This window comes from Burkholderia puraquae (genome assembly GCF_002099195.1).
Classification (GTDB): Bacteria; Pseudomonadota; Gammaproteobacteria; order Burkholderiales; family Burkholderiaceae; genus Burkholderia; species Burkholderia puraquae.
This window is the reverse complement of record NZ_NBYX01000007.1, coordinates 268,448-293,183: the sequence shown is the minus strand read 5'-3', so window position 1 is coordinate 293,183 and position 24,736 is coordinate 268,448. Positions and strand designations below refer to the sequence as shown.

Annotated in this window: 22 protein-coding genes; 17 read left to right on the top strand and 5 right to left on the bottom strand. The window is 66.1% G+C overall.

Annotated features, from left to right (window positions below; all coding sequences use genetic code 11):
• Positions 1 to 225 precede the first annotated feature (225 nt).
• Genes B7G54_RS16810 through B7G54_RS16800 form a run of 3 tightly spaced genes read right to left on the bottom strand, consistent with a single transcriptional unit; the run spans position 226 to position 2,094 of the window.
• A complete protein-coding gene (locus B7G54_RS16810) occupies positions 226 to 789 on the bottom strand; it encodes an SDR family NAD(P)-dependent oxidoreductase (RefSeq protein WP_244289350.1) in 564 nt (187 codons plus the stop codon).
• 29 nt (positions 790 to 818) lie between these two features.
• Positions 819 to 1,472, bottom strand: coding sequence for an NAD(P)-dependent oxidoreductase (locus B7G54_RS16805; RefSeq protein WP_085040063.1), 654 nt, complete (start codon positions 1,470 to 1,472; stop codon positions 819 to 821).
• A gap of 4 nt (positions 1,473 to 1,476) precedes the next feature.
• Positions 1,477 to 2,094 carry an FMN-dependent NADH-azoreductase gene (locus B7G54_RS16800; protein WP_085040062.1) on the bottom strand — a complete coding sequence of 206 codons (618 nt, stop codon included), beginning with the start codon at positions 2,092 to 2,094 and terminating at the stop codon, positions 1,477 to 1,479.
• 109 nt (positions 2,095 to 2,203) lie between these two features.
• On the opposite strand from B7G54_RS16800, the gene B7G54_RS16795 reads away from it, so the two are divergent.
• Both B7G54_RS16795 and B7G54_RS16790 read left to right on the top strand, forming a co-directional pair.
• Positions 2,204 to 2,638, top strand: a complete 435-nt coding sequence (locus B7G54_RS16795; RefSeq protein WP_085040061.1) for a winged helix-turn-helix transcriptional regulator — start codon at positions 2,204 to 2,206, stop codon at positions 2,636 to 2,638.
• Positions 2,639 to 2,996: 358 nt separating this feature from the next.
• A complete protein-coding gene (locus tag B7G54_RS16790; RefSeq protein ID WP_085040060.1) occupies positions 2,997 to 3,314 on the top strand; it encodes a hypothetical protein in 318 nt (105 codons plus the stop codon).
• A 287-nt stretch (positions 3,315 to 3,601) separates the two neighbouring features.
• Here B7G54_RS16790 and B7G54_RS16785 read toward each other — a convergent pair whose 3' ends face one another.
• Positions 3,602 to 3,790 carry a hypothetical protein gene (locus tag B7G54_RS16785; RefSeq protein WP_085040100.1) on the bottom strand — a complete coding sequence of 63 codons (189 nt, stop codon included), beginning with the start codon at positions 3,788 to 3,790 and terminating at the stop codon, positions 3,602 to 3,604.
• 309 nt (positions 3,791 to 4,099) lie between these two features.
• Here B7G54_RS16785 and B7G54_RS16780 point away from each other — a divergent pair, with 309 nt between their 5' ends.
• From B7G54_RS16780 to B7G54_RS16715, 14 genes are all read left to right on the top strand, one after another.
• Positions 4,100 to 4,315 carry a DUF3820 family protein gene (locus B7G54_RS16780; RefSeq protein ID WP_085040099.1) on the top strand — a complete coding sequence of 72 codons (216 nt, stop codon included), beginning with the start codon at positions 4,100 to 4,102 and terminating at the stop codon, positions 4,313 to 4,315.
• 206 nt (positions 4,316 to 4,521) lie between these two features.
• Entirely contained in the window at positions 4,522 to 5,031 is a 510-nt protein-coding gene (locus tag B7G54_RS16775) for a hypothetical protein (RefSeq protein ID WP_043184322.1), read from the top strand.
• A 217-nt stretch (positions 5,032 to 5,248) separates the two neighbouring features.
• Positions 5,249 to 5,764: a hypothetical protein gene (locus B7G54_RS16770; protein ID WP_085040059.1), complete on the top strand. Its 516-nt coding sequence runs from the start codon at positions 5,249 to 5,251 to the stop codon at positions 5,762 to 5,764.
• Positions 5,765 to 5,868: 104 nt separating this feature from the next.
• A complete protein-coding gene (locus B7G54_RS16765) occupies positions 5,869 to 7,017 on the top strand; it encodes a c-type cytochrome (RefSeq protein WP_085040058.1) in 1,149 nt (382 codons plus the stop codon).
• A gap of 13 nt (positions 7,018 to 7,030) precedes the next feature.
• Positions 7,031 to 8,791 (top strand): cytochrome c oxidase subunit I, encoded by a 1,761-nt coding sequence (ctaD, locus tag B7G54_RS16760; protein ID WP_085040057.1) that lies wholly within the window; start codon positions 7,031 to 7,033, stop codon positions 8,789 to 8,791.
• The gene (locus B7G54_RS16755) at positions 8,788 to 9,399 is read left to right on the top strand and encodes a cytochrome c oxidase subunit 3 (RefSeq protein WP_085040056.1); all 612 of its coding nucleotides are present in this window, start codon (positions 8,788 to 8,790) and stop codon (positions 9,397 to 9,399) included. Before ctaD ends, B7G54_RS16755 begins: the two co-directional genes overlap by 4 nt.
• On the top strand, positions 9,396 to 10,115 hold the full coding sequence (locus B7G54_RS16750) for a heme-copper oxidase subunit III family protein (RefSeq protein ID WP_085040055.1): 720 nt from the start codon (positions 9,396 to 9,398) through the stop codon (positions 10,113 to 10,115). The genes B7G54_RS16755 and B7G54_RS16750 overlap by 4 nt, the downstream gene beginning before the upstream one ends.
• Before the next feature lie 8 nt (positions 10,116 to 10,123).
• The gene (locus B7G54_RS16745) at positions 10,124 to 10,465 is read left to right on the top strand and encodes a cytochrome C oxidase subunit IV family protein (RefSeq protein WP_085040054.1); all 342 of its coding nucleotides are present in this window, start codon (positions 10,124 to 10,126) and stop codon (positions 10,463 to 10,465) included.
• 102 nt (positions 10,466 to 10,567) lie between these two features.
• Positions 10,568 to 10,888, top strand: a complete 321-nt coding sequence (locus B7G54_RS16740; protein ID WP_085040098.1) for a high-potential iron-sulfur protein — start codon at positions 10,568 to 10,570, stop codon at positions 10,886 to 10,888.
• A gap of 245 nt (positions 10,889 to 11,133) precedes the next feature.
• Complete coding sequence (locus B7G54_RS16735) at positions 11,134 to 12,048, top strand: LysR substrate-binding domain-containing protein (RefSeq protein WP_085040053.1); 915 nt, start codon at positions 11,134 to 11,136, stop codon at positions 12,046 to 12,048.
• A 184-nt stretch (positions 12,049 to 12,232) separates the two neighbouring features.
• A complete protein-coding gene (locus tag B7G54_RS16730; RefSeq protein WP_085040097.1) occupies positions 12,233 to 13,507 on the top strand; it encodes a dicarboxylate/amino acid:cation symporter in 1,275 nt (424 codons plus the stop codon).
• A complete protein-coding gene (gene cuyB, locus B7G54_RS16725; protein ID WP_425266490.1) occupies positions 13,504 to 14,976 on the top strand; it encodes a cysteate racemase in 1,473 nt (490 codons plus the stop codon). Before B7G54_RS16730 ends, cuyB begins: the two co-directional genes overlap by 4 nt.
• Before the next feature lie 209 nt (positions 14,977 to 15,185).
• The gene (gene uvrA / locus B7G54_RS16720) at positions 15,186 to 21,089 is read left to right on the top strand and encodes an excinuclease ABC subunit UvrA (RefSeq protein WP_085040052.1); all 5,904 of its coding nucleotides are present in this window, start codon (positions 15,186 to 15,188) and stop codon (positions 21,087 to 21,089) included.
• A 394-nt stretch (positions 21,090 to 21,483) separates the two neighbouring features.
• On the top strand, positions 21,484 to 22,317 hold the full coding sequence (locus B7G54_RS16715) for an AraC family transcriptional regulator (RefSeq protein ID WP_085040051.1): 834 nt from the start codon (positions 21,484 to 21,486) through the stop codon (positions 22,315 to 22,317).
• Between the two features lie 126 nt (positions 22,318 to 22,443).
• Here the strand turns inward: B7G54_RS16715 and B7G54_RS16710 are convergent, their stop codons facing one another.
• Positions 22,444 to 23,373, bottom strand: coding sequence for a LysR family transcriptional regulator (locus B7G54_RS16710; protein ID WP_085040050.1), 930 nt, complete (start codon positions 23,371 to 23,373; stop codon positions 22,444 to 22,446).
• Between the two features lie 112 nt (positions 23,374 to 23,485).
• Here B7G54_RS16710 and B7G54_RS16705 point away from each other — a divergent pair, with 112 nt between their 5' ends.
• Positions 23,486 to 24,658 carry an acyl-CoA dehydrogenase family protein gene (locus B7G54_RS16705; protein ID WP_085040049.1) on the top strand — a complete coding sequence of 391 codons (1,173 nt, stop codon included), beginning with the start codon at positions 23,486 to 23,488 and terminating at the stop codon, positions 24,656 to 24,658.
• The last annotated feature ends 78 nt before the right edge of the window (positions 24,659 to 24,736 follow it).

Sequence of the window (24,736 nt, the reverse complement as noted above, 5' to 3'; positions counted from 1 at the left end):
GCGGCGGTGTCCGGGACGCCGGCGGTCGAAGCAGGCAACGCGTCGCGACGGGCGTGTGCGGTGCCGCCGTCGCCGTCGCCGTCGCCTGGACGACGATGCGGCACGCCGGGCTGTGGGCCGGTTGGCGGGCGCCGATGTCGTGGGTTCATCGGCGCCTGCCAACGTGTTGCTGCGCGGGGCGTAACAGATGCCCGGTGCTGCTGCGTGAAAATGGGATGAGAGAGACTACGGACGGGGGGCGGGCTGCAATTGTCGCGTGGCTGCTGCATAGCGACGCATCCACTTGTAACGCTTCTCCGTATCAAGATCGTCCCACTCGATTTTCGCGTCCTTGTGCAGACCGCTGCTCGTGACAACGATGCGCGACCCGGATGTTTCCGTGAGCTTGGGCAACATGAGCGCGGTGAACGCAAAGCAACCAAGATGATTGACGCCGAATGTCAGTTCGAAGCCTTGCGCCGTGTGCTTTAGCTTCGGCCCTTGCACGCCCGCATTATTGATGAGCGCGTCGATGCGCGGTTCCTTCTTGGCCAGTTTTGCTGCGTTCCGCACGCTCGTCAGGTCTGCGAGGTCAAGCGGCAAGAATGCGAGATTCGCTTCAGATGTCTTCAGACGAATCCGGCTAATCGCTGCTTCCGCTTTCCGCTCGTCACGGCACGCGAGAAGCACCCTGGCTCGCCGCGCCGCCAACGTACTCGCTATTTCAAAACCTATGCCGGTGTTGGCGCCGGTGACGATAAAGGTCTTTCCCGATTGATCGGGTACATCAGCATTGGTGAATCCGCTCATGGCGTGAACTTTGTCGAGACGTTGCTGCGTCAGTGGTTAGCGATGCCTGGCGCGGCGCGCACGAACTGCTTGTCGGTCACCTGGTCGACCAGGAACTTCGCAAGATTGCCTCTGGAGAGCTTCATACTGAGTTTGGTCTTTCCATACCAGCCCATATCCACGCTGCCGTCGGCGTGGCCATCCTTGAGGTTAGGAATGCGTACCAGTGTCCAATCCAGGTTCGAATTGGCGATCAATTCGCCAGTCGCCCTGATGTCCTCATATCCCTTGCGCGCGATAACCTTGAACAACAGCGCGAACGCATGGGGTTTGAAGGCAAAGCCATCCTTGGGATCGCGATAGGCAGCCGTAGAAATCTGAATAAGACGGCGCACGCCTGCGTGCTTCATGGCGGCGATGATGTTGGTCAAGCCGTGCATGATCGGCTTATCGCCCTGCACCTTGAGACGGTTGGGACCAAGGGCGCTAATGACCGCATCGGCACCTTGGATGCACTTCGCAATGGCACGCTGGTCTTGCAGGTCGCCGACAACAATTTCGACCCTTCCCGCGAACGACGCGAGTTTCTTTGCGTCGCGCGTATAGACCGACAGGTTGTAGCCCTGCTTCAAGGCTTCCTCGATGATGTGCCTTCCGGTCGGCCCGGTTGCACCGAACAGCGCGATGGTTTTTTCCCGGGCCATGATGTCACGCAGCCTTCGCCAACAAGGCTTTGATGGCCGTTTCGGTGTTGGCGATTGCGGCCTTCGCCGCATCGGGGCCCAAAACCGTGCCTTCGACACGCACCACTTCAACGTCGGTCAGGCCGATGAAACCAAGCAGATGCAGCAGATAGTTGGTCTGGAAGTCGAACGGCGCCCAGGCACCTTCCGAGAACACGCCGCCGGCAGCGGTAACGAGATAGACCTTCTTGCCGGTCAGCAGCCCCTTCGGCCCAGTATCGCCGTAGCCGAAGGTGACGCGCGGCCAGGTGACGTGATCGAACCACGCCTTGAGCTGCGAGGACGGACCGAAGTTGATCATGCCCGAACCGAGCACGATCACATCGGCGACCTTCAACTCATCGACCAACTCTTGCGCGACCTTCACCGCCTCGCCCTGTTCCGGTGTGCGATCTTCGGGCGACGTGATCCGGCCCTGGATGTAGGCCGGCGTGATGTGCGGCGGCGGATTCGCGGCGAGGTCGCGCACGGTCAGCGGGCCGCCCGAGCGGGCCTGGATGCGATCGGCGATGTCGGTGGCAAAGCGGGTGGAAAGGCTGTCAGCCCCGCGCGGGCTGGAAGTGACTAGTAGGGTGTGGCTCACGGCGGCTCCAAGGTATAAAAAGAGAACTAAGTAAGATATTGACCCTTACTTACTGATTCATACAAAGGATGGTATGGTTCCTGCCGTTTCCCCACAAGAAGGCACACGCATGTCACTTAGTCACCCCGAGCTACCTGCCGATATGCCTGCACCTGACGCTGGCGGCTGCCTGGCAACTCGTGAAATCCTGGATCGCATCGGCGACAAGTGGAGCCTCTACATTGTCGCCATGCTGGCCAATGGCCCGCGGCGCTTCAACGAATTGAAGCGCGGCATCGAGGGCATTTCCCAGCGGATGCTGACACTGACCTTGCGCGGACTGGAACGCGACGGACTGGTAACGCGAACGATGTATCCAACGATTCCGCCTCGCGTCGATTACGAACTCACTGACATGGGAAGAACGCTGTTGAAGCCTGTCATGGCGTTGGTCAACTGGGCGAGCGAGAATCAAGTCGCCATCGCCGAGGCGCATAAACGTTTTGACGAGGAGCCGGAGCCAGATCAGGTCTCGATTCAGGGCGTTGTCTACCAGCGTCGATAGACGAGTCCAGGCCGTAGGCTTGTGCAGAGACAGCGGCGAAATCCAACTGCCAGCTTGCGTTGGGATCTGTCCCAACGCGGATCTTTCGTGGGTGCGAAGGCGCTGCATTTTCCGATCTATCCAACCAACAGTCGGCCACGGCCGATCGAAAAAATCACATGGCGTGACCGGGTGTCCGTTCCCTGCGCCACACGGGACGCCTCAACGTCTCGCCGTCGACGCAAACCCATGACGCTTCATGGCCGACTGCCTGCCTGTCGAGCCCACGCGTTTGATTCGACGCAAGCGCGCAGCAATCGCGGCTCACACGTTCCCAATGGCGAGTACACTGAAAATGCCGTAGAAACAGGAGAATGCGATGATCGACGCTGGCCCCCAAAGCACCTTCCGAGGGTTGCCGCTGACCGTGGAGCAGGACGCGGAAGTGAGGCACTACATCAAGGACCGGATTCGGCGTGGGCTGCCATGGGACACGTCGGAGTTGAGCGCGATGCTCAAGGACATGCTGCATCCCCCGGGCGACGGCGATGGTGATGCTGCCTTCGCGGCAGACGAAACCAGAGCGGCCGCCGAGCGCGCGAACGCTTCGATTGACGAAGCGATGGATCCCATCGAGGCGAATGAGGAGTGGAATGCGGCCATGGAATCGGAGGGCATGAAAGGGCCCAAACGATAAGAGCGGCGCTACGACGCTCCGCTTCCTGGCAGCGCAGCATACGGGGCGTGCGCGCCGGATGCCAGGCGTCTCAGGAAAGGCACGCTCAGCGTTGCGCGTGCGCTGCGTCGCACCGTACGCGGCGAGACTGCTGGCGCACCGGATGCTCCTATCGCGAGAATCCCGACACGCAATCCGACCATTCGCAGGTAATTTCGGGCGCAGCCCACCGCGGCACCCATGTCGCATGGCGCCAGCGAAACTGCGAGCCGCATCTCGTCGCCGGGCGCCCGGCAGCGGGCGTCATGTCAGTGCCTGATCACGCAGACGGCCACGATTTCGTATCCGGGGTCGGCATGCACGTGCGCTGCCTTTTCCGCTTCCTCGTAAGAAAGAAACGACGTGGCATCTTCAACTGCCGGTGCCATGCCGATATCGCCATCCTCGGCGGTGCAGAGGAATTGCTCGCCGGTCTTCACGACGTAGACGGACAACATGATTCCCTCCATCGTTTGCAGGGGGGAATTCCAGTCTAGCAGGCCAGAAAAGGGGCGCAGGCGGTTTGCAGCGTCCTTTCCGTGAGGTCTTCGCGGGAGGTATTCCCGCCTCGATGTCCGTGCGTCATTCCGGTCTGCTCATCGGTTTTCGTCGGGGCTCGATCTGGCGGGTAATCGGCTAGCACCGGCCGGAAGCGAGCGATGGCCGTCAACCCGGTTCAGCTACCCGTGACAGGCAGGATTCACGACCTTCAGTCGATCGGAATGGCTCGGTACGCGACACAACCGAAAGCCATGCACAATACCCGCATGCAAAATCCAGACCTCGAACACCTCGTCACCGTCACCATGCCGTTTGGGAAATACAAGGGCCGGCTGATTGCCGACCTGCCCGGGCCTTACCTCAATTGGCTGGCGCGCGAAGGGTTCCCGCGCGGCGAAATCGGTCGGCAGCTCGCGCTGATGCACGAGATCGACCACAACGGCCTGCGGGGCCTGCTGGAGCCGTTGCGAAAACGCGGATAGCGCCAATCGCGGGCGAATGTCCCGGGCTCCCGCGTCGATCGACCGTGATCGACGCCCCCCTTTCTCCCGCCACGCCAGCCACATGCACCGAATGCACGTATGGAGCCCCGGCCGTGGCCCGCGCGCACCTAGCGCGTCGCCGATGCTGACATAGAATAGAAAACAGTCCCTTGAGGACGAGTTGATGGCAAGAAAGGGGTGCCGACATGAGACGCCTTTATTTCCTCGTACCCGATACGCAGATGGCGAAGGCCATCGTCGACGATCTATTGCGCGCACGCATCATCTGGCGCCATATCCACGTCCTCGCCGACCACAGCGTCACACTCGATCAGTTACCCGAAGCATCGTTGCTGCAAAGCAGCGATGTCGTGCATGCGCTCGAGCGCGGCGTCGCGCTCGGCGGCGCGGCCGGTGCGCTGATCGGCCTCGTCGCGCTCGTCTTTCCTCCGGCGGAACTCGTGATCGCGGGCGGCGCCGTCGTCGGGTTGACGTTGGCCGGAGCGGGTTTCGGGGCGTGGACCGCCGCGATGATCGGCATCGCCGAACCGAACGCGCGGCTCCAGCGATTTCGCGAGGCCATCCAGGAAGGCCAGATCCTGATCATGGCCGACGTGCCGGCATTGCGAGAGCAGGAAATCGAAGAGATGGTCGCCCAGCATTTTCCGAAGGCGGACCTGGAAGGCGCCGAGCCTACGACACCGATCTTCCCCTGACGCGCGATAGCAAGCCGGCCTGTCCGACACCCGGGTTCATCGACGCGTTTCGTCGAGCGCACGGCCGCGACCGAGGGCCGCGCGCGGAGCGGGTCGTTCGCACGTTGCGCAGGCAACCCTGGCCGCCATTCCGAATCGCGCAAGAGACGCAGGCTCGACGCGCGTGACGCGTTCGGAACCCGCAGCGCCGACGTCGAACCGTCGGCAAGGAGGTCGTATGGAACTGCACATTCAGTCGCACCATTGGGAGCGTCGTACGCCCGACTGGGTCGCCGCCGCCGTGGCCGGTCTCGCGGGCGGTGCGCTGGTGATCGCGCTGGAATTCGTCTGGTCGACCCTCGTGCTCGGCTCAAGCCCGTGGCAACCGACCCACAAGATCGCGGCGATGGTGATGGGCCGCAGCGCGCTCGGCCAGATGACGCAATTCAACCTTGAAATCGTGGCGATGGCACTGCTGCTGCACTACGTGCTCGGCGCGATCATGGGGATGATGCTCGCCGCGATCATGGCGCCTTTCCGCTTCGATTCGAGCATGGGCATGGAGGCCGCCATCGGGCTGGCGTTCGGGATCGTCGCGTATGGGTGGAACTTCTACGTCATGACGGCCGTGTTCCCGTGGTTTGTCTCCGAGCGGGGTTCCGGGCCCTTGCTGGCCAACCTGTTGTTCGGCGTGGTTACAGCCATCACCTACGGCACGCTGGAACGATTGCGCAAGCAGAACGCGGACGACTGACACATCGCGTTTCCCGTCGCGCCGACCGTGAACACGCGGCGCCTGCGGGAGACACGGAACGTGGTGTCGGCGGCGCCGATGAGTGACACGCTGCGAGGCGGCCTATGGCCCTAGCGATTGCCCTGGTCCTGATCATCGTCCTGGCGGTGGGGTTTCACTTTGCCAGTCCGTGGTGGATCACGCCCATTGCGTCGAACTGGGTGCGCATGGACGACATGCTGACGATCACGCTCGTCATCACCGGCGCGTTCTTCATCGCAATCAACCTGTTCATCGTGGTCGCGCTCGTGCGCTATCGCCACCGCAGCGGGCATCGCGCGGCCTACGAGCCGCACAACCGGAAACTGGAATGGTGGCTGATCGGCCTGACCGCGGTCGGCGTGGCGGCGTTGCTGGCGCCGGGGCTGTTCGTCTACGCGGACTACATCCGGCCGCCGCGCAACGTGCTGCAGATGGAAGTGCTCGGCCAGCAATGGCAATGGCGCTTCCGCTTCGCCGGCCCCGGCGGCAAGCTCGGCACGACCGACGTGCGCTACATCAGCAACGACAACCCGTTCGGCCTGAACCCCGCCGACCCCAACGGACGTGACAACTACCTGATCGAGACGCCCGAGGTGCACCTGCCGCTCAACCGGCCGATCCAGGTCCTGACACGGTCGCGCGACGTGCTGCACGACTTCTACGTCCCGCCGTTCCGAGCGCGCATGAACATGGTGCCCGGCATGGTGACGACCTTCTGGTTCACGCCGACCAAGGCAGGGCGTTACGACATCCTGTGCGCGCAGCTCTGTGGGATCGGGCACTCCACCATGCGCGGCGTGGTGGTGGTGGAAGACGAAGCCGCGTTCTCGCGCTGGCTGGCGCAGCAGGCCACGTTCGCGCAGCAGCAGGCCCGCGTGCAGGCCGCACCCGCCGCGGCCGGCGGCAGCGCGCAGGCGCTTGCCGACCTGGGCAAGACGCTCGCGGCGGCCAAGGGCTGCGTCGCCTGTCACACCGTGGACGGCACGCCGCGCGTCGGCCCGACCTGGAAGGGCCTGTACGGCAAGACCGAAACGATGGCCGACGGCAGCACCGCGAAAGTGGATGAAGCCTATCTGCGCGCGTTCATCCGCAATCCGACGGCGCGGGTCGTGAAGGGCTTCTCGCCGATCATGCCGCACTTCGACCTGAGCGAGCAGGAACTGACCGCGCTGGTCGCCTATATCAAGGCGCAGGGCGGGCCGGCTCCCGCCAGCAGCGCAGCCCAACCCTGACGGAGCGGACGCCATGCCCTACGCGCACACCGACCACCTCCCGCACAGCTTCTGGACCCGCTACGTGTGGAGCCAGGACCACAAGGTCATCGCCGTGCAGTATGCGCTGACGGCCATCGCCATCGGCCTGGTCGGCCTCGTATTGTCGGACCTGATGCGGTTGCAGCTCGGCTTTCCGGGCAAGTTCGCTTTCATCGACGCGAACCACTACTACCAGTTCGTCACCATGCACGGGATGATCATGGTGATCTACCTGCTGACGGCGCTGTTCCTGGGCGGCTTCGGCAACTACCTGATCCCGCTGATGCTGGGCGCGCGCGACATGGTGTTCCCGTTTCTCAACATGCTGAGCTACTGGGTCTACCTGCTGGCCGTGCTGGTGCTGGTGGCGAGCTTCTTCGTGCCGGGCGGGCCGACCGGCGCGGGCTGGACGCTGTATCCGCCGCAGGCCATCCTGCCGGGTACGCCGGGCGTGGAATGGGGCATCGTGCTGATGCTCGTGTCGCTGGCGATCTTCATCGTCGCGGCCACGATGGGCGGCCTGAACTACGTGACCACCACGCTGCAGGCGCGCACGCGCGGCATGACGCTGATGCGCATGCCGCTCACGGTGTGGGGCATCTTCATCGCGACCATCATGGCGCTGCTGGCGTTTCCGGCGCTGTTCGTGTCGGCGGTGATGATGCTGCTCGACCGGACGCTCGGCACCAGTTTCTTCATCCCGGCCGTGGTGTCGATGGGGCAGACGCTCACGCATGCCGGCGGCAGCCCGCTGCTGTTCCAGCACCTGTTCTGGTTCTTCGGGCATCCGGAGGTCTACATCGTCGCGCTGCCGGCCTTCGGCATCGCGTCGGACCTGATCAGCACGCACGCGCGCAAGAGCATCTTCGGCTACCGGATGATGGTGTGGGCCATTGTCATCATCGGCGCGCTGAGCTTCGTGGTCTGGGCGCACCACATGTTCATCGCCGGCATGAATCCGTACTTCGGCTTCTTCTTCGCGACCACCACGCTCATCATCGCCGTCCCGACCGCCCTCAAGGTCTACAACTGGGTGCTGACGCTGTGGCGCGGCGATATCCACCTGACCGTGCCGATGCTGTTCGCCATCGGCTTCATCAGCACCTTCGTGCTGGGCGGGCTGACCGGGCTCTACCTCGGCAACGTGAGCGTCGATATCCCGCTGTCGAACACGTACTTCGTGGTCGCGCACTTCCATATGGTGATGGCCGTGTCGCCGATCCTGGTGGTGTTCGGCGGCATCTATCACTGGTACCCGAAGGTAACGGGCCGCATGCTCGACGACAGGCTCGGGCGCGCGCACTTCTGGATCACCTTCGTCGGCACCTATGCGATCTACTTCCCGATGCACTATCTCGGCATCCTGGGCATGCCGCGGCGGTATTACGCGTATCAGGGCTACAGCTTCATTCCGCATTCGGCGCAGACGCTCAACACGTTCATCACCGTCGTCGCGCTGATCGTCGCGGCAGCGCAGTTGCTGTTCCTGTTCAACCTGGCATGGAGCCTCGTGCGCGGCCGGCGTGCCGACGGCAACCCGTGGCGCGCCACCACGCTCGAATGGCAGACGCCGCAAACGCCGCCCGTGCACGGCAACTGGGGCGCGGCGCTCCCCGTCGTCTATCGCTGGGCGTACGAATACAGTCCGCCGGGGCAGGGGGAAGACTTCGTGCCGCAAAACCAGCCGCCCGCGGCGGTGCCTGAACCCGAGGCGGCCCACCCGACGCTTCATCCCGGCGAGGCCCGCGAATGACCACGCTGCCGCGCCCCTTCGTTCCCGACGCGCCACCCAGCCTGCCGAATGCAGGCCGCACCGGCCTGGTCGTCTTCATGGCGGTAGCCACGACGTTGTTTTCGCTGCTGCTGCTCGCCTATGCGATGCGCATGCGCGAACCCGACTGGCAGCCGATCCCGCATCCGGTGCTGCTGTGGTGGAACACCGGCGCGTTGGTGCTCGCAAGCGTCGCGATGCAGCGCGCGCGGCAACCGACCGTGCACCGCATGGCGTGGCTGGTGTGCGGCGGCGTGCTGGCGGCCGTGTTCGTGACCGGGCAACTGACCGCCTGGCACCTGCTGTCGTCGGCCGGGCAGACCGTCGACGTCAATCCGTCCAACAGCTTCCTTTACCTGCTCACCGGCCTGCACGGGTTGCATGTGCTCGGCGGGCTGGCGGCGTGGGGCGTGACGATCGTGCAACTCCGGCGCGCGGACCCGTTCCGGGCCCAACGGGCCATCCGGCTGTGCGCGCTCTACTGGCATTTCCTGCTCGCAGTCTGGCTCGTGCTGCTGGCGGCGATGTGGTGGCTTACCCCCGGGATCGTCGCCGCGATCTGCGGGCCGCTGTATGGAGCCGCGCCATGACCTCACCCACGGTCCGCACCGAATCCGCTGCCGAATCCCCGGCGGCCCCGCTCGCCGACGCGCGGCCCGACGGCTGGCGCGGCATCGTCACCGACTGGTCGGCCGACCGCGAAGCCTTCAAGGTGCCGTGGGGCAAGGCGATGATGTGGATCTTCCTGCTGTCGGACACCTTCGTGTTCAGCAGCTTCCTGATCGGCTACATGACGGTGCGCATGTCGACCACGGCGCCGTGGCCCGATACCGCGAAGGTGTTCGGGCTCAGCGTGGGCGGCGTGGAAGTGCCGTTGCTGCTGATCGCCATCATGACGTTCACGCTGATCAGCAGCAGCGGCACCATGGCGATGGCCGTCAACTTCGGCTACCGGCGCAACGCACGGCCCGCCGCCGCGCTGTTGCTGGCGACCGCGCTGCTGGGCGCGACCTTCGTGTCGCTGCAGGCGTTCGAGTGGAGCAACCTGATCTTCCGTGAAGGGATACGCCCGTGGGGCAACCCGCTGGGCGCGGCGCAGTTCGGCGCGTGCTTCTTCACGATCACCGGGTTCCACGGCTTTCACGTGACCTGCGGCGTGATCTATCTGCTGCTGATCGCGCGCAAGATCCTGCAGCCGGGGTTCACCGAACACGGCAACTTCCAGATCGTCGAGATCGCCGGCCTGTACTGGCACTTCGTCGACCTGGTGTGGGTGTTCATCTTCGCGCTGTTCTATTTGTGGTGAGGCTGGCCATGGACCACACCGATCCCGCCGATCGACCCGACGCCGCACACGGCCAGCAGCATCCGATCGGCCTCTACCTGAAGATCTGGGGCCTGCTGTTCGTGCTGAGCACGTTGTCGTACCTGGTCGACTACTTCAACGTGCAGGGCCTGCTGCGCTGGGTGCTGATCGTCGTGCTGATGATCGCCAAGGCCGGGCTGATCGTGTCGATCTTCATGCACATGATGTGGGAGCGGCTGGCGCTCGTGTACGCGATCCTGATCCCGCCGCTGTGCCTGCTGGTGCTCATGGTGCTGATGGCGGCGGAAGCACATCACACGTTCGGGATGCGGGCGCTGTTCTTCCACTGATTCCTTTGGAGTCACGCGCTCGAGCCCGGCGGGTTCAGGCCTGACGAAGTATCGGGCGACGCTTCGCGGACATCCGGTCACGCAAACATGGAGGAGGACGTCATGCAATTCTCACGTCGACGTTTCATCGCAACCACCACCGTTCTTGCATCCGCGCTGGCCTTTGGCCGCCGCGCGGCGGCAGCGGATGCCGGTGCCGGCACAGTGCAGGAATCCGATGCAAACGCCCAGGCCCTCGGCTACAGGACGGATGCCAGCCGGGTCGACCATGCGAAGTTCCCGAAATTCCAGGCGGGCCAGGCCTGTGCGAATTGCCAGTTCTTCCAGGGCAAGGCCGGCGCCGCGATGGCGCCGTGTGCCATCCTCGGTGGCAAGCAGGTCAATGCGAAAGGCTGGTGCAGCGCCTATTCGAAAAAGGCGTAGCACGGCCGGGACGGCGTGGCGGCCGTGCTGCCGAATCGTCGTTGTCGACGGGGGCGCCGGCGAACATCGTCCCGTCAACGACGATGCCGCGCGGCGACATTCGGATCGGCCACCGGCGCCGTGGCGAACGCCGGCGCGATGCACGGGAGCGAGCCCCTACAATGTGAGCGTCCGCCGGCCGGTGCGTCACCCGCAATATCTGGGTGACGCACCGGCCGATCCACCCGCGACCTTCCAAGGCCAACATGGAAATCAAATGGATCGAGGATTTCCTCGCGCTCGCTCAATATCAAAGCTTTTCCCGTGCGGCTGAATTTCGCAACGTCACGCAATCGGGCTTCAGCCGTCGCATTCAGTCGCTCGAGCAGTGGATCGGCGCCGAACTGATCGACCGCAGCAGTTTTCCGCCGGTGCTGACGCCGGCGGGGCGCCTGTTCCGCGAGACGGCCGAAGACGTGCTCAGCCGCCTGTTCGACACGCGCGCCATCATCCGCACCGAGCAGCGGATCGCCGGCAAGAGCCTGCAGATCGCCGCGGGCCACACGATCGCGCTGAGTTTCCTGCCGGCCTGGCTCAAGGCGCTCGCGCCGCATTTCGGCGAAGTGCGGGCGCGCGTCATTCCGACCAATGTCCACGACTCGATCCTGATGCTGGTCAACGGCAACTGCGAGCTCATGTTCGCCTATCACCATCCGGCGTTGCCGCTGCATCTCGACCCGGTGAAGTACGAGCACCTGACCGTGGGCCTCGACACGTTGATGCCGGCCTGCCGACCGGACCGGCGATCGGCGCCCGCGTTTCGCCTTCCCGGAACGAAGCAGCGCCCGCTGCCGCTGATTTCGTATACGGAAACCAGCTATTTCGGCCGGTGTCTCGCGCTGCTGCTCGGCCGTGCGGCGGCCGTGCCGGCGTTGCAGCTGCACTACGAGTCCGACATGGCCGAAGTGCTGAAGAAGCTCGTGATGGAAGGCGAGGGTGTCGCATGGCTGCCCCGGAGCGCGATCGCCGCCGAACTCGCCGCCGGCGAACTCGTGCCGGCCGGGCCGGCGGCGTGGAACCTGGAAGTCGAACTGCGCGTGTATCGCGACGCGTCGAACCGAAGCGAATTCCTGGACACGCTCTGGCAGCATCTGCGCGCGGCGCCTTCCCGGCTGGGATAGGTGAGGGTTTTCCCGTCTTATGCGCCACTCGCATACCGGCATGTCGTACCGGCATGACGAGCGGATCGACCGCTCCTACCATTCGTTCCAGCGGCAAATGCGACGCGTGACCTGCGTCGCGCGGCCCTCTTCGCAGCGCTCGCCTGCCTGCTGGCGGCCGGGTGCCACCCACGGACGGATGGACATGAAAAATCGCCTTACCCTGAGCATTGCAATCGGCATGATCCTCGGTGTCGTTGCCGGTTACGCATGCCACACGAACATAGCGGACCCGGCCACGCTCAAAGCGGTCGCCGGTTATTTCTCGATCGTCACCGACATCTTCCTGCGCCTGATCAAGATGATCATTGCGCCGCTGGTGTTCGTGACGCTCGTGTCGGGCCTGGCCGGCATGGACGGCGGCGAAGACGTCGGGCGCATCGGTGCGCGTTCGATCGGCTGGTTCGTCTGCGCGTCGCTGATTTCGCTGAGCCTCGGCCTCGTCATGGCCAATGCGCTGCAGCCGGGCGCCGGCCTGAACCTCACGGAAACCGCCGGCGAGGTGAACACCGGGCTGAATACCGCCGCACTGAACGCCCGGGACGTGATCACGCATGCGTTCCCGACCAGCCTGCTCGACGCGATGGCGCGCAACGACATCCTGCAGATCCTGGTGTTCTCGGTCTTTCTCGGCGTCGCGCTGAGTGCGCTGAAGCACGACAAGCGGGTCGGCGTCGTGATCCAGTCGATCGACGGGATGGTGCCGGTGATGCTGCGCCTGACGAACTACGTGATGCGTGCGGCGCCGCTCGGCGTATTCGGAGCGATCGCGTCGTCGGTCACGCTGCGCGGGCTCGACGTGATCTACACGTATGGAAGGCTGATCGGCGCGTTCTATCTCGGCTTGCTCGTGCTCTGGGTGATCCTGGTCGGTGTCGGCTACGTGTTTCTCGGGCGGCGCGTCGGGAGCCTGCTGAAGGCCATGCGCGAACCCGCGCTGATCGCGTTCTCCACCGCGAGCAGCGAGGCCGCCTACCCGCGCCTGGCCGAGCAGCTCGAGAAGTTCGGCGTCGACAAGAAGGTCGTGGGCTTCACGCTGCCGCTGGGCTACGCGTTCAACCTCGACGGTTCGATGATGTATCAGGCGTTTGCCGCCATCTTCATCGCGCAGGCGTTCGGCGTGCACATGCCGCTGTCGCAGCAGGTCTTCATGTTGCTGGTGCTGATGTTGAGCAGCAAGGGCATGGCAGGCGTGCCGCGCGGCTCGGTGGTGGTGGTCGCGGCGGTTGCGCCGATGTTTCATCTGCCGGCGGCCGGCGTCGCGATGGTCCTGGCGATCGACCAGATTCTCGACATGGGCCGCACGATGACGAACGTGATCGGCAACAGCGTGGCGACCGCGGTGATCGCGAAATGGGAAAGCCGGCGTGCCGCGAAGCTGCAAGGCGCGGTATTCGACCAGCCGGAGCTGAACGCATGATGCGCACGGAGAGCGTGAATGCCCGGCAGAAATTCGGCGTGGTCGGCGGTCTCGGGCCGCTGGGCAGCGCCGACGTGTTCTTCAAGATGGTGAAGGCGACGCCTGCGTCGTCCGACGAGGAACACGCCGAGATGGTCTTCGAGCAATATCCGTTCAAGGGTTCGGGGTCGGGCAGTGCGGCGACGATCGAGCGCAAGCTGTATGTCTTCGACATGATCCGGGCGTTCGAGCAGCGTGGCGTGACGACGGTCGTGCTGCCGTGTTTCCTGAGCCATACATTCATCGACGAACTGAAGGCGAATACGCGCCTGCCGATCGTGGATATCGTCGAAGCCGTGCGCAGCCACGTGCGGCGCAGGTACCCGGGCGCGACGCGCATCGGCGTGCTGGCGTCGGACTACGTGCGGGTCAAGCGACTCTTCGAAGCGTATTTCCCGGCGCCGCAATTCGAAGTGGTCCATCCGCGGTCGCACGAGGGTATCGACCTCGTGACGGAGGCCATCTACGGCGCCGACGGCGTCAAGCGCGGCAATCTTCGGGGCCGGCCGGTCGAACTGTTGCGCCGCGCATGCGAGGACCTGGCCGATCAGGGCGCGCAGGTCATCGTTCCGGGGCTGACCGAGATCGCGCTGGTCGCGGACGAAATCGGCCCGCAGCGCGTGCCGCTCGTGGATTCGAACCTCGCGTACGCGCAGTATGCGGTGACCGGGCAGCCGGGTTCGCGGGCGGCGACGTTCAAGATCGGCGTGGTCGGCGGGGTGGGCCCGGCCGCGACGGTCGATTTCCTGGACAAGATCGTGCGCAATACGCCGGCGTCGCGCGATCAGGACCATATCAAGCTGCTGGTCGAACAGAATCCGCAGATTCCCGACCGAACCGAGAACCTGGTGGGCGCCGGCGCGGACCCGACGATCTCCCTGTACGCGACCTGCAAGAAGCTCGAGGACGGCGATGCCGACGTCATCGCGATTCCGTGCAATACCGCGCATGCGTTCGTCGAGCGGATTCAGCCTTACCTCGGCATTCCGATCGTCAACATGCTGACCGTCACGGTCGCCCACCTGCGCGACACCTATCCGGCGCTGCGGGAGGTCGGCGTGCTGGCGACGTCCGGCACGATCGAAAGCGGGGTCTACCGGAAGGCGCTGGAATCGCAAGGACTCCGGCAAGTGGCGCCGGGGCCGGCGTTGCAGGCGCGCGTGATGAAAGCGATCTACGGCAAGCAGGGTGTCAAGGCCGGTTTCACGACCGGGCAGTGCGAGGAAGATATCGGTGCGGCCATCGAGGCGTTGATGGCCGAGGGCGTGAGCGTGATCGTGCTCGGATGTACCGAACTGCCGATCCTGCTGCCGGGCGGGGAATATGTTGCGCGCAACGGGGGCCGGGCGACGCTCGTCGATCCGACCGACGTGCTTGCGCGCACGTGTATCGCCTACGCGACGGCGGGCGGTGGCCGAGTCGGCGCCTGATCGGGGCGGGCGTCGATGAGCGGAGTGATCCGGCCCGTTTTCGCCCCTTCGCGCCACTCGTGGAAAACTGTATGAATATACAGTATAGTATCCGTCGAACTCGAGCGGCGCGGGCATGACCCGTGCGGCACGTGCGCCGCGCCTGCGGGCATCCGCCGCAGCGTTCCGGCACCGTGATTCCGGCTAACTTATTCAGACGGGCAGGCAAATTGTCATCCAGCAATCTGATCCGCATTCGCGGAGCACGTCAGCACAACCTCAAGAACCTCGATCTCGATCTGCGCACCGGCGAAATGACGGTCGTCACCGGCCCGTCGGGCTCCGGCAAGTCGAGCCTCGTGTTCGACACGCTGTACGCGGAAGGCCAGCGGCGCTACGTCGAGACGTTCAGCGCGTATGCGCGGCAATTCCTCGACCGGATGGACCGTCCGCAGGTCGAGCGCGTCGACGGCGTGCCGCCCGCGATCGCGATCGACCAGACCAACCCGGTGCGCAGTTCGCGCTCGACCGTCGGCACGATGACCGAGCTGAACGATCACCTGAAGCTGCTGTACGCGCGCGCGGCCGAGCTGTTCGACCGCCAGACCGCGCGGCAGGTGCGGCACGACACGCCCGAGACGATCTACGCGGAACTCGTCGCGCGCACGCAGGCGGACGATCCGCGCGTCGTCGTCACGTTCCCGGTCGAGCTGCCGGACACGGTGTCCGACGAAGAAATCGCGCAGTGGCTGTCCGCGAGCGGCTACACGCGCGTGCAGGCGCAGCGCGAGGTCGCATCGCCCACCGGGCCGCGCAAGATGCTCGACGTGGTGGCCGACCGCTTCCGCGTGCAGCAGGCCGACAAGGTGCGCGTCGTCGAGGCGATCGAGGCGTCGCTCAAGCGCGGCGGCGGGCGCGTGAACGTGTACGTGCTCGCGGCAGAGCCGGAAAGCCCGGATGGCGCGGTCGCCGAGCCGCAGGTGTGGCGCTTCTCCACCGGGCTGCACGATCCCGACAGCGACCTGCGCTACGCGGAGCCGCAGGCGGCGCTGTTCTCGTTCAACTCGGCGTACGGCGCGTGTGAAACCTGCCGCGGCTTCGGCCGCGTGATCGGCGTCGATCTCGGCCTCGTGATCCCCGACGCGCGCAAGACGCTGCGCGGCGGCGCGATCAAGCCGATGCAGACACCCGCGTGGAAGGAATGCCAGGACGACCTGATGCGCTACGCGGCGAAAGCCGGCATCCCGCGCGACACGCCGTGGTCCGAGCTGTCGGATGCCGAGCGCGACTGGGTCGTCAACGGGTCGCCGGACTGGAACGGCAAGTGGCAGAGCCAGTGGTACGGCGTGAAGCGCTTCTTCGGCTATCTCGAATCGAAAGCGTACAAGATGCATATCCGCGTGCTGCTGTCGAAATACCGCAGCTACACGCCGTGCGACGTGTGCGGCGGCGCGCGCCTGAAGACGGAATCGCTGCAATGGCGGCTCGGCTCCAAGGAAAACGCCGATGGCGTGCTCGCGCCGGCCGGCCGCTTCATGCCGCGCGGCGTCGACTGGAGCCGCGCGCAGCTCGAAGCGCTGCCGGGCCTGACCGTGCACGACCTGATGCTGCTGCCGATCGAGCGCATCCGCCGCTTCTTCGATGGAATCACCCTGCCGAGCGCGTTGCTCGACGATGCGCTGAAGCTGCTGCTCGCCGAGGTGCGCACGCGCCTGAAATACCTGTGCGACGTCGGGCTCGGCTACCTGACGCTCGACCGGCAGAGCCGCACGCTGTCGGGCGGCGAGGTGCAGCGGATCAACCTGACGACGGCGCTCGGCACGTCGCTCACGAAAACCCTGTTCGTGCTCGACGAACCGAGCATCGGGCTGCATCCGCGCGATCTCACGCGGATCGTCGAGGCGATGCAGCGGCTGCGTGACGCGGGCAATACGCTGGTCGTGGTCGAACACGATCCGTCGGTGATGCTCGCGGCCGACCGGCTGATCGACATGGGGCCCGGCCCGGGCGAGCGCGGCGGCACGATCGTCTACGACGGCACGCCGGGCGATATCCGTTCTGCGCACACGCTGACGGGCGAGTATCTCGGTGGCCGCAAGCATGTCGCGCACGCGTCGAACTGGGCGCGCCGGGTGGTCGATGCGCATACGCCGCGCATCGTGCTCGAAGGCGCGAGCGAACACAACCTGCGCGATGTGACGGTCGAGATCCCGCTGCAGCGGCTCGTCTGCGTGACCGGTGTGTCGGGGTCCGGCAAATCCACGCTGCTGCAGGACGTGCTCTATCCGGCGATGGCGCGGCACCACGGCAAGGCGACCGAGTCGCCGGGCGCGTTCCGCAATCTCACGGGCGCCGACCAGGTGGGCGATGTCGTGTTCGTCGACCAGTCGCCGATCGGCAAGACCACGCGTTCGAACCCGGCGAGCTACGTCGGCGCGTTCGACGAGATCCGCAAGCTGTTCGCGAAGGCGCCGCTCGCGCTGCAACGCGGCTACGGTGCCGGCACGTTCAGCTTCAACTCGGGCGACGGCCGGTGCCCGACCTGCGGCGGCTCGGGCTTCGAGCACATCGAGATGCAGTTCCTGAGCGACGTCTACCTGCGCTGCCCGGACTGTGACGGCAGCCGCTACCGTGCCGAGATCCTCGAAGTGCGCATCGAGCGCAACGGCCGCGCGCTGAGCATCGCCGACGTGCTCGATCTCACGGTGAGCGAAGCGGCCGCGTTCTTCGCGACCGACGCCGAGGTGCTGCGCGTGCTGCAGCCGATCGTCGACGTCGGCCTCGAATACGTGAAGCTCGGCCAGCCGGTGCCGACGCTGTCGGGCGGCGAAGCGCAGCGCCTGAAGCTGGCCGGCTTCCTCGCCGAATCGGCGGCAGCCGTCAACGGCCGCCGGGTCGTCACGGAAGAGGCGCGCATTGCGCGGGCGAAGCTGTTCATGTTCGACGAGCCGACCACCGGGCTCCACTTCGACGACATCGCGAAGCTGATGCAGGCGTTCGGCAAGCTGCTCGCGGCCGGCCATTCGCTGATCGTGATCGAGCACAACCTCGACGTGATCCGTGCGGCCGACTGGCTGATCGATCTCGGCCCGGAAGGCGGCGACGGCGGCGGCCTCGTGCTGTGCGCGGGCACGCCCGACGACGTGAAGGCCTGCGCCGCATCGCATACCGGCGTGGCGCTGCTGCAGTACGACCGCGCGATGGATGCCGAGCTGGCGCTCGCCGACGAAGGCAAGCCGCTGCAGGCCGTGCTGAACGCGGCGCGCGAGCGGCGGGCGATCGAAGGCGAAGACGTCGTGCGGATCGTCAACGCGCGCGAGCACAACCTGAAGGCGCTCGACGTCGACATCCCGCACGGCAAGTTCAACGTGATCACCGGCGTGTCGGGTTCCGGCAAATCGACGCTCGCGTTCGACATCCTGTTCCATGAAGGCCAGCGCCGTTACCTCGAATCGCTGAACGCGTACGCGCGCTCGATCGTGCAGCCGGCCGGCCGCCCGGAAGTCGATGCGGTGTACGGCATTCCGCCGACCGTCGCGATCGAGCAGCGGCTGTCGCGCGGCGGGCGCAAGAGCACGGTGGCGACCACGTCCGAGGTCTGGCACTTCCTGCGGCTACTGTACGTGAAGCTCGGCCTGCAGCATTGCATCCACGACGGCACGCCGGTCACGTCGCAGTCGGTCGAATCGATCGCCGCGCAGTTGCTGCGCGATCATCGCGGCGAGCACGTCGGGCTGCTCGCGCCGCTCGTCGTCAACCGCAAGGGCGTGTATACGGATCTCGCGAAGTGGGCGAAGGCGCGCGGCAGCACGCATCTGCGTGTCGACGGCGAGTTCGTGCCGGTCGATCCGTGGCCGAAGCTCGACCGCTTCCGCGAGCACACGATCGAGCTCCCGGTGGCCGATATCGTCGTATCGCCGGACAACGAGGCCGAACTGCGGCGCGTGCTCGACGAGACACTCGAGCTCGGCAAGGGCGTGATGCATCTGCTCGCGCCGCTCGACGGGCTGCACGATGCGATGCAGAACGATCATTCGACCGCGCGCGTCGGCACGGTCAAGGTGCTGTCGGTCAAGCGCGCCTGCCCGGTGTGCGGCACGAGCTACCCGGAGCTGGACCCGCGGATGTTCTCGTACAACAGCAAGCATGGCTGGTGCACGACCTGCGTCGGCACCGGGGTCACGCTCACGCGCGAACAGCGCGCCGCGTACGACGACACGGTGCTCGCCGGCGACGATCGCGGCCGCGAGCAGACGCTGCCGTCGGACGAGCAGGAACCGGAAGGCGTCGGCAACGAGCCGTGCCCGGATTGCGGCGGCACGCGGCTGAACCCGTCCGCGCGCGCGGTCACGTTCGACGCGCATCCGATCGTCGAGGTCGCGCAATGGACGGTGTCCGACACGCGGCGCTGGATCGACGGGCTGGAACTGTCGGGGCGCGACGCGCAGATCGCGCGCGACATCGTCAGCGAGATCGGCAGCCGCCTCGCGTTCCTCGAGGAAGTCGGGCTCGGCTACCTGAGCCTCGATCGTGCGGCGCCGAGCCTGTCGGGCGGCGAAGCGCAGCGCATCCGGCTCGCCGCGCAGCTCGGCAGCAACCTGCAGGGCGTGTGCTACGTGCTCGACGAACCGACGATCGGCCTGCATCCGCGCGACAACCAGATCCTGCTGGACGCGCTGCGCAAGCTCGGCGACAAGGGCAATACGCTCGTCGTCGTCGAGCATGACGAGGACACGATCCGCCGCGCCGATCACATCATCGACGTCGGCCCGGGCGCGGGCAAGCGCGGCGGCACGCTGGTCGCGCAGGGCGCGGTCGCGGATCTGGCCGCGCAGTCCGATTCGGTCACGGGGCGCCTCCTTGCGCAGCCGATGACGCATCCGCTGCAGCCGCGCCGCAGCGTGAGCCTGCCGGGCAAGAAGGGCGGTGCCGCGGTGCCGGAAGCCTGGCTGACCGTGCATGGCGCACGGCTGCACAACCTGCGCGACGTCACGGTCGGCATTCCGCTCGCGCGGCTTGTCGCGGTCACGGGCGTGAGCGGCTCGGGCAAGTCGACGCTCGCGCGCGACGTGCTGATGACGAACCTGCTCGACGCGGTCGGCCGTTCAGTGCTGTCGTCGCCGGCCACGCGGCGCGCACGCAAGGCCGCGCAGCAGGATGCGCCGGCCACCAACCGCCGCTCGAGCGTGCTCGCGCGCAGCGCGCCGCGGCCGTCGCTGAACGTCACGCATGCGTGGCAGGGCTGCGAGTCGCTGAGCGGCTGGGAGCAGATCGATCGCGTGCTGGAAGTCGACCAGACGCCGATCGGCAAGACCCCGCGCTCGTGCCCGGCCACCTATATCGGTGTGTGGGACACGATCCGCAAGCTGTTCGCCGATACGTTGGAGGCACGTGCGCGCGGCTACACGGCGTCGCGCTTCTCGTTCAATACCGGCGACGGGCGCTGCCCCGCCTGCGAAGGGCAAGGCGTGCGCACGATCGGGATGAGCTTCCTGCCCGACGTGAAGGTGCCGTGCGACGTGTGTCACGGGCAGCGCTTCAACCCGGAGACGCTCGCCGTCACGTGGCGCGGCCGGAACATCGGCGACGTGCTGACGATGGAGATCGACGAGGCGGTGGAGTTCTTCGCGCCGATCTCGAACATCGCGCATCCGCTGCAGCTGATGAAGGATGTCGGCCTCGGCTACCTGACGCTCGGCCAGCCGTCGCCCACGCTGTCGGGCGGCGAGGCGCAGCGCATCAAGCTCGTCACCGAGCTGACGAAGGTGCGCGACGACATCACGCGTCGCGGCCAGAAGGCGCCGCACACGCTGTACGTGCTCGACGAACCGACGGTCGGCCTGCACATGGCGGACGTCGCGAAGCTGATCCGCGTGCTGCACCGGCTCGTCGATGCGGGGCACAGCGTCGTCGTGATCGAGCATGACCTCGACGTGATCGCGGAAGCCGACTGGATCATCGATCTCGGGCCGGAAGGCGGCGTGGGTGGCGGCACGATCGTCGCGGCGGCGCCGCCGGAAGCGCTCGTGCAGGTGAGCGCCAGCCATACCGGGCAGGCGCTCAAGCCCGTGCTGGCGCGAACGGCTGCTGATGAGGGGGAGGTCGAACGGGAGGGCGAAGCGCGGGTAGGGTGAACGCCACGGTGCGTATCGATGGCCCCCGGTGTCGGGTGATCGTCCCCCCGGCCACAAAGACATGGCCGGGGAGGGCGACGAGATCCGGCGCATACACCCGCATCGGCGGGTGTTTTCTTTGGTGTTCGATTTCGACGCCCGACTGTCGTCATGGGGCGCGCAAGCCGTCCCGGGGCGGCAGGTCAGAACGGCGAGCGATCCGACCGGCACCACGCGTCGTCGTTCATCGTGCGCACCACACGCCTGCAACCGTCGATCGTGCGGCAAGCTCATGCAGCCGCGATTGCCGGCGCGACCGCAGCGTGCGTGTAGGCGGCGGTTTCCTCCTTCTTCGGGAAAAACCGCAAAATCTGCAAACCCGCCGGCCCTACATTGCTCCTCCAGGAGCCCGCAATTGAAAACCCGAACCCTTACCCACTATGCCCGGCGCATGGATCCCGTCCTGCGCTGGCTGGCAAGCCACCCCGACGCCGACCCGGATCTGTATCTGCTTGCCGACCTCGCGTGCTTGTCGCCGTATCACTTTCATCGCGTCTACCGCGCGATGCTCGGTGAGACGGTGAACGCCACCGTGCAGCGCATCCGCATGCACCGTGCGGCGGTTGCATTGGGCAGGACCGGGGTGCCATTGCGCGATGTTGCGCAGCGCGCCGGCTATACGTCGGACGCTGCCTTCAACCGTGCGTTCGGCGCGACCTTCGGCCTGTCGCCGGGGCGCTACCGCGCGGCCCGCTCCGTTCCGTTCAATCCACAGGAGCTCGGCATGTATCCCGTTACCATCGAAACCTTCCCTGGCGCCGTACTGGCCGCGTTGCCGCACCGGGGCAGTTATCTGGAAATCGGCCCGGTCTTCACCCGGGCGTTCATGCTGGCCGCCGCCCGCGGCCTGGCGCGCCCCGAGGCGATCGGCTTCGGCGTGTATTTCGACGATCCCGAGCAGGTACCGGCCGACCGGCTACGCTCGATGGCCGGCATGTCCGTCGCGCCCGACGCCGAGGTGGGCGACGAGCTGGAACGCTTCGAGATCCCCGCCGGCCGCTGCGCGATCCTGACCTACACCGGGCCGTACAACGAGATGGACCGGCCGTATAACTGGATGTTCTCCGAATGGCTTCCCGCAAGCGGCATGGTGCCGGCCGACTTCCCGATGTTCGAGCAGTACCTGAACGACCCGCGCAGCACGCCGCCCGCGCAGTTGCAGACGCGCATCTGCTTGCCGTTGAAGTAAGCGCTGCGCGGCCCGGCGGATGCACGCCGGGGCCGGGCGGCGATGGCCTGCCCGGGCCGGCTATGCCCGCCGGGGCAGGCTGCGATCACCCTGGCGCCTGTTCGCGCCCACGGGACGGTTCACGCCCTAGCCCAGCCAGCGCGCATCGGGCCAGTCGCCCTGGTCGAACGTAGCCTTCACACAATCGAGCAGCACACCGACCACGCAGCGCACCGGCGCCGTGGCCTGCCGGCTGCTGGGCGCCGCGAGCACGATCGTGCGCCTGACGCCCGGCGACGCGAGCGGCGCCGCGCTCAGGAGGCCGCGCTCGACCTCCTGCGTCACGCCGACGGCGGGCAGGATCGTCCAGCCATGGCCTTGCGCGACCAGTTCCTTCTGGACGCTCAGCGCATTGGTTTCGGCGAAGACCTGCAACGTCACGCCCGCCTCGGCCGCCGCGTGCTCGATCGCCGCCCGCAGGCCCTGCGGCGCGGAAGGCAGGATGAACGGCTCGCGCGCGACCCGATCGAGCGACACCGGCCGCTTGCGCGACAGCTTCGCCGACGGCGCCGCGACGGCCCACAGACTCTCGTCGATCAAGGCCTTGACGTGCAGCGCGGGCGTTTCCTTCTGCCCGTACAGCAGCGCCGCATCGACATCCCCCGCTTCGAGCCAGTCCTGCAGGTGGCCCGCATAGCCGATCGTGAGCCGCAGGCGGATGTGCGGGTAGCGCCGCGCCACCTCGCCCGCCAGCCGCGTGGCCAGCAGGTCCGACGTGCTGGCCAGCAGCCCGATGCTCACGATGCCCGCCACCGGCCCCTCGGTCGGCTGGATCTCGGCCTTGGCCCGCGCGACCTCGTTGAGGATGCGGCGCGCGTATTCGAGCATCGTCTTGCCCGACGGCGTGAGCTGCATGCCGTGTCGGCTGCGGTCGAACAGCTCCGTTCCCATGTCCTCCTCGAGCAGGCGCAGCTGGCGCGACACGGCCGGCTGCACGAGATTCAACAGGCTCGACGCGCGGGTGACGTTGCCCGTTTCGGCCACGGTGACGAAGGCGCGCAGTTGCTTGAGATCCATCGCGGATACCTCGATGCCAAAAACTGATCTATCGATCAGGAAATTCTATTGTTTAAGAAATCCATCAAAATCTATTATGGCTGCAACCCTAGCCGATGACGAGACAGGATTCATGCGCGCCTCCGTTTTTTCCGCCCCCGACCAGTACCAGGAAATCCGCGATGCGGTACGCGGCCTGTGCAATCAGTATCCGGCCGAATACCACCGCAAGATCGACGAGGCGCGCGGCTACCCCGAAGCGTTCGTCACGGCCCTCACGCAGGCCGGCTGGCTGGCCGCGCTGATTCCGCAGGAATACGGCGGCCCGGGCCTGTCGATGGCCGAGGCGTCGGTCATCATGGAAGAGATCAACCGCTCCGGCGGCAATTCGGGCGCGTGCCACGGCCAGATGTACGTGATGAACACCATCGTGTTCAGCGGCACCGAAGCGCAGAAGCAGCGCTACCTGCCGCGCATCGCCGCCGGCGAACTGCGCGTGCAGTCGATGGGCGTGACCGAGCCCACCACCGGCAGCGACACCACCAAGCTCAAGACCACGGCCGTGAAGAAGGATGGCCGCTGGGTCATCAACGGCCAGAAGGTGTGGATCTCGCGGGTCCAGCACAGCGACCTGCTGATCCTGCTCGCGCGCACCACGCCGCTCGAGCAGGTGCAGAAGAAGAGCGACGGGCTGTCGTGCTTCATCGTCGAGCTGGACAAGGCGATCGGCAACGGGCTGACGGTTCGCCCCATTCTCAACATGGTCAACCACGAGACCAACGAGTTGTTCTTCGACAACCTGGAACTGCCGGAAGACGCGCTGCTCGGCACCGAAGGCAAGGGGTTGAAGGTGATCTTCGACGGCCTGAACGCCGAGCGCACGCTGATCGCGGCCGAGTGCATCGGCGACGGCTACTGGTTCCTCGAGAAAGCGCGCGACTACGCGAGCGACCGCAAGGTGTTCGGCCGCCCGATCGGCCAGAACCAGGGCATCCAGTTCCCGCTCGCCGAATCGTTCATCGAGCTGGAGGCCGCGAACCTGATGCGCTGGCGCGCCTGCGAGAAGATCGATGCGCGCCAGAACGCCGGCGTCGAGGCCAACATGGCCAAGTACCTGGCCGCGAAGGCAAGCTGGGAAGCGGCCAATGCGTGCCTGCAGACGCACGGCGGCTTCGGCTTCGCATGCGAATACGACGTGGAGCGCAAGTTCCGCGAAACGCGCCTGTACCAGGTCGCACCGATTTCCACCAACATGATCCTCGGGCATGTGGCCGAGCACGTGCTGCAGCTCCCTCGTTCTTACTGATTCCCGATGCGGTGGTGTACGGGCCGACCAACGTACCGTGACGGGGCCGGCGGCCTCTGCGACGCATCCATCATCGAA

Excerpts from the sequence above, each read along its gene's own strand:
- B7G54_RS16730 (WP_085040097.1), top strand. The coding sequence starts at position 12,233 with ATGAAAAATCGCCTTACCCTGAGCATTGCAATCGGCATGATCCTCGGT.
- B7G54_RS16750 (WP_085040055.1), top strand. The coding sequence starts at position 9,396 with ATGACCTCACCCACGGTCCGCACCGAATCCGCTGCCGAATCCCCGGCG.
- B7G54_RS16755 (WP_085040056.1), top strand. The coding sequence starts at position 8,788 with ATGACCACGCTGCCGCGCCCCTTCGTTCCCGACGCGCCACCCAGCCTG.
- B7G54_RS16745 (WP_085040054.1), top strand. The coding sequence starts at position 10,124 with ATGGACCACACCGATCCCGCCGATCGACCCGACGCCGCACACGGCCAG.
- B7G54_RS16710 (WP_085040050.1), bottom strand. The coding sequence starts at position 23,373 with ATGGATCTCAAGCAACTGCGCGCCTTCGTCACCGTGGCCGAAACGGGC.
- B7G54_RS16785 (WP_085040100.1), bottom strand. The coding sequence starts at position 3,790 with ATGTTGTCCGTCTACGTCGTGAAGACCGGCGAGCAATTCCTCTGCACC.
- B7G54_RS16705 (WP_085040049.1), top strand. The coding sequence starts at position 23,486 with ATGCGCGCCTCCGTTTTTTCCGCCCCCGACCAGTACCAGGAAATCCGC.
- B7G54_RS16775 (WP_043184322.1), top strand. The coding sequence starts at position 4,522 with ATGAGACGCCTTTATTTCCTCGTACCCGATACGCAGATGGCGAAGGCC.
- B7G54_RS16735 (WP_085040053.1), top strand. The coding sequence starts at position 11,134 with ATGGAAATCAAATGGATCGAGGATTTCCTCGCGCTCGCTCAATATCAA.
- B7G54_RS16765 (WP_085040058.1), top strand. The coding sequence starts at position 5,869 with ATGGCCCTAGCGATTGCCCTGGTCCTGATCATCGTCCTGGCGGTGGGG.
- B7G54_RS16795 (WP_085040061.1), top strand. The coding sequence starts at position 2,204 with ATGTCACTTAGTCACCCCGAGCTACCTGCCGATATGCCTGCACCTGAC.
- B7G54_RS16805 (WP_085040063.1), bottom strand. The coding sequence starts at position 1,472 with ATGGCCCGGGAAAAAACCATCGCGCTGTTCGGTGCAACCGGGCCGACC.
- B7G54_RS16780 (WP_085040099.1), top strand. The coding sequence starts at position 4,100 with ATGCAAAATCCAGACCTCGAACACCTCGTCACCGTCACCATGCCGTTT.
- B7G54_RS16740 (WP_085040098.1), top strand. The coding sequence starts at position 10,568 with ATGCAATTCTCACGTCGACGTTTCATCGCAACCACCACCGTTCTTGCA.
- ctaD (WP_085040057.1), top strand. The coding sequence starts at position 7,031 with ATGCCCTACGCGCACACCGACCACCTCCCGCACAGCTTCTGGACCCGC.
- B7G54_RS16770 (WP_085040059.1), top strand. The coding sequence starts at position 5,249 with ATGGAACTGCACATTCAGTCGCACCATTGGGAGCGTCGTACGCCCGAC.
- B7G54_RS16790 (WP_085040060.1), top strand. The coding sequence starts at position 2,997 with ATGATCGACGCTGGCCCCCAAAGCACCTTCCGAGGGTTGCCGCTGACC.
- B7G54_RS16810 (WP_244289350.1), bottom strand. The coding sequence starts at position 789 with ATGAGCGGATTCACCAATGCTGATGTACCCGATCAATCGGGAAAGACC.
- cuyB (WP_425266490.1), top strand. The coding sequence starts at position 13,504 with ATGATGCGCACGGAGAGCGTGAATGCCCGGCAGAAATTCGGCGTGGTC.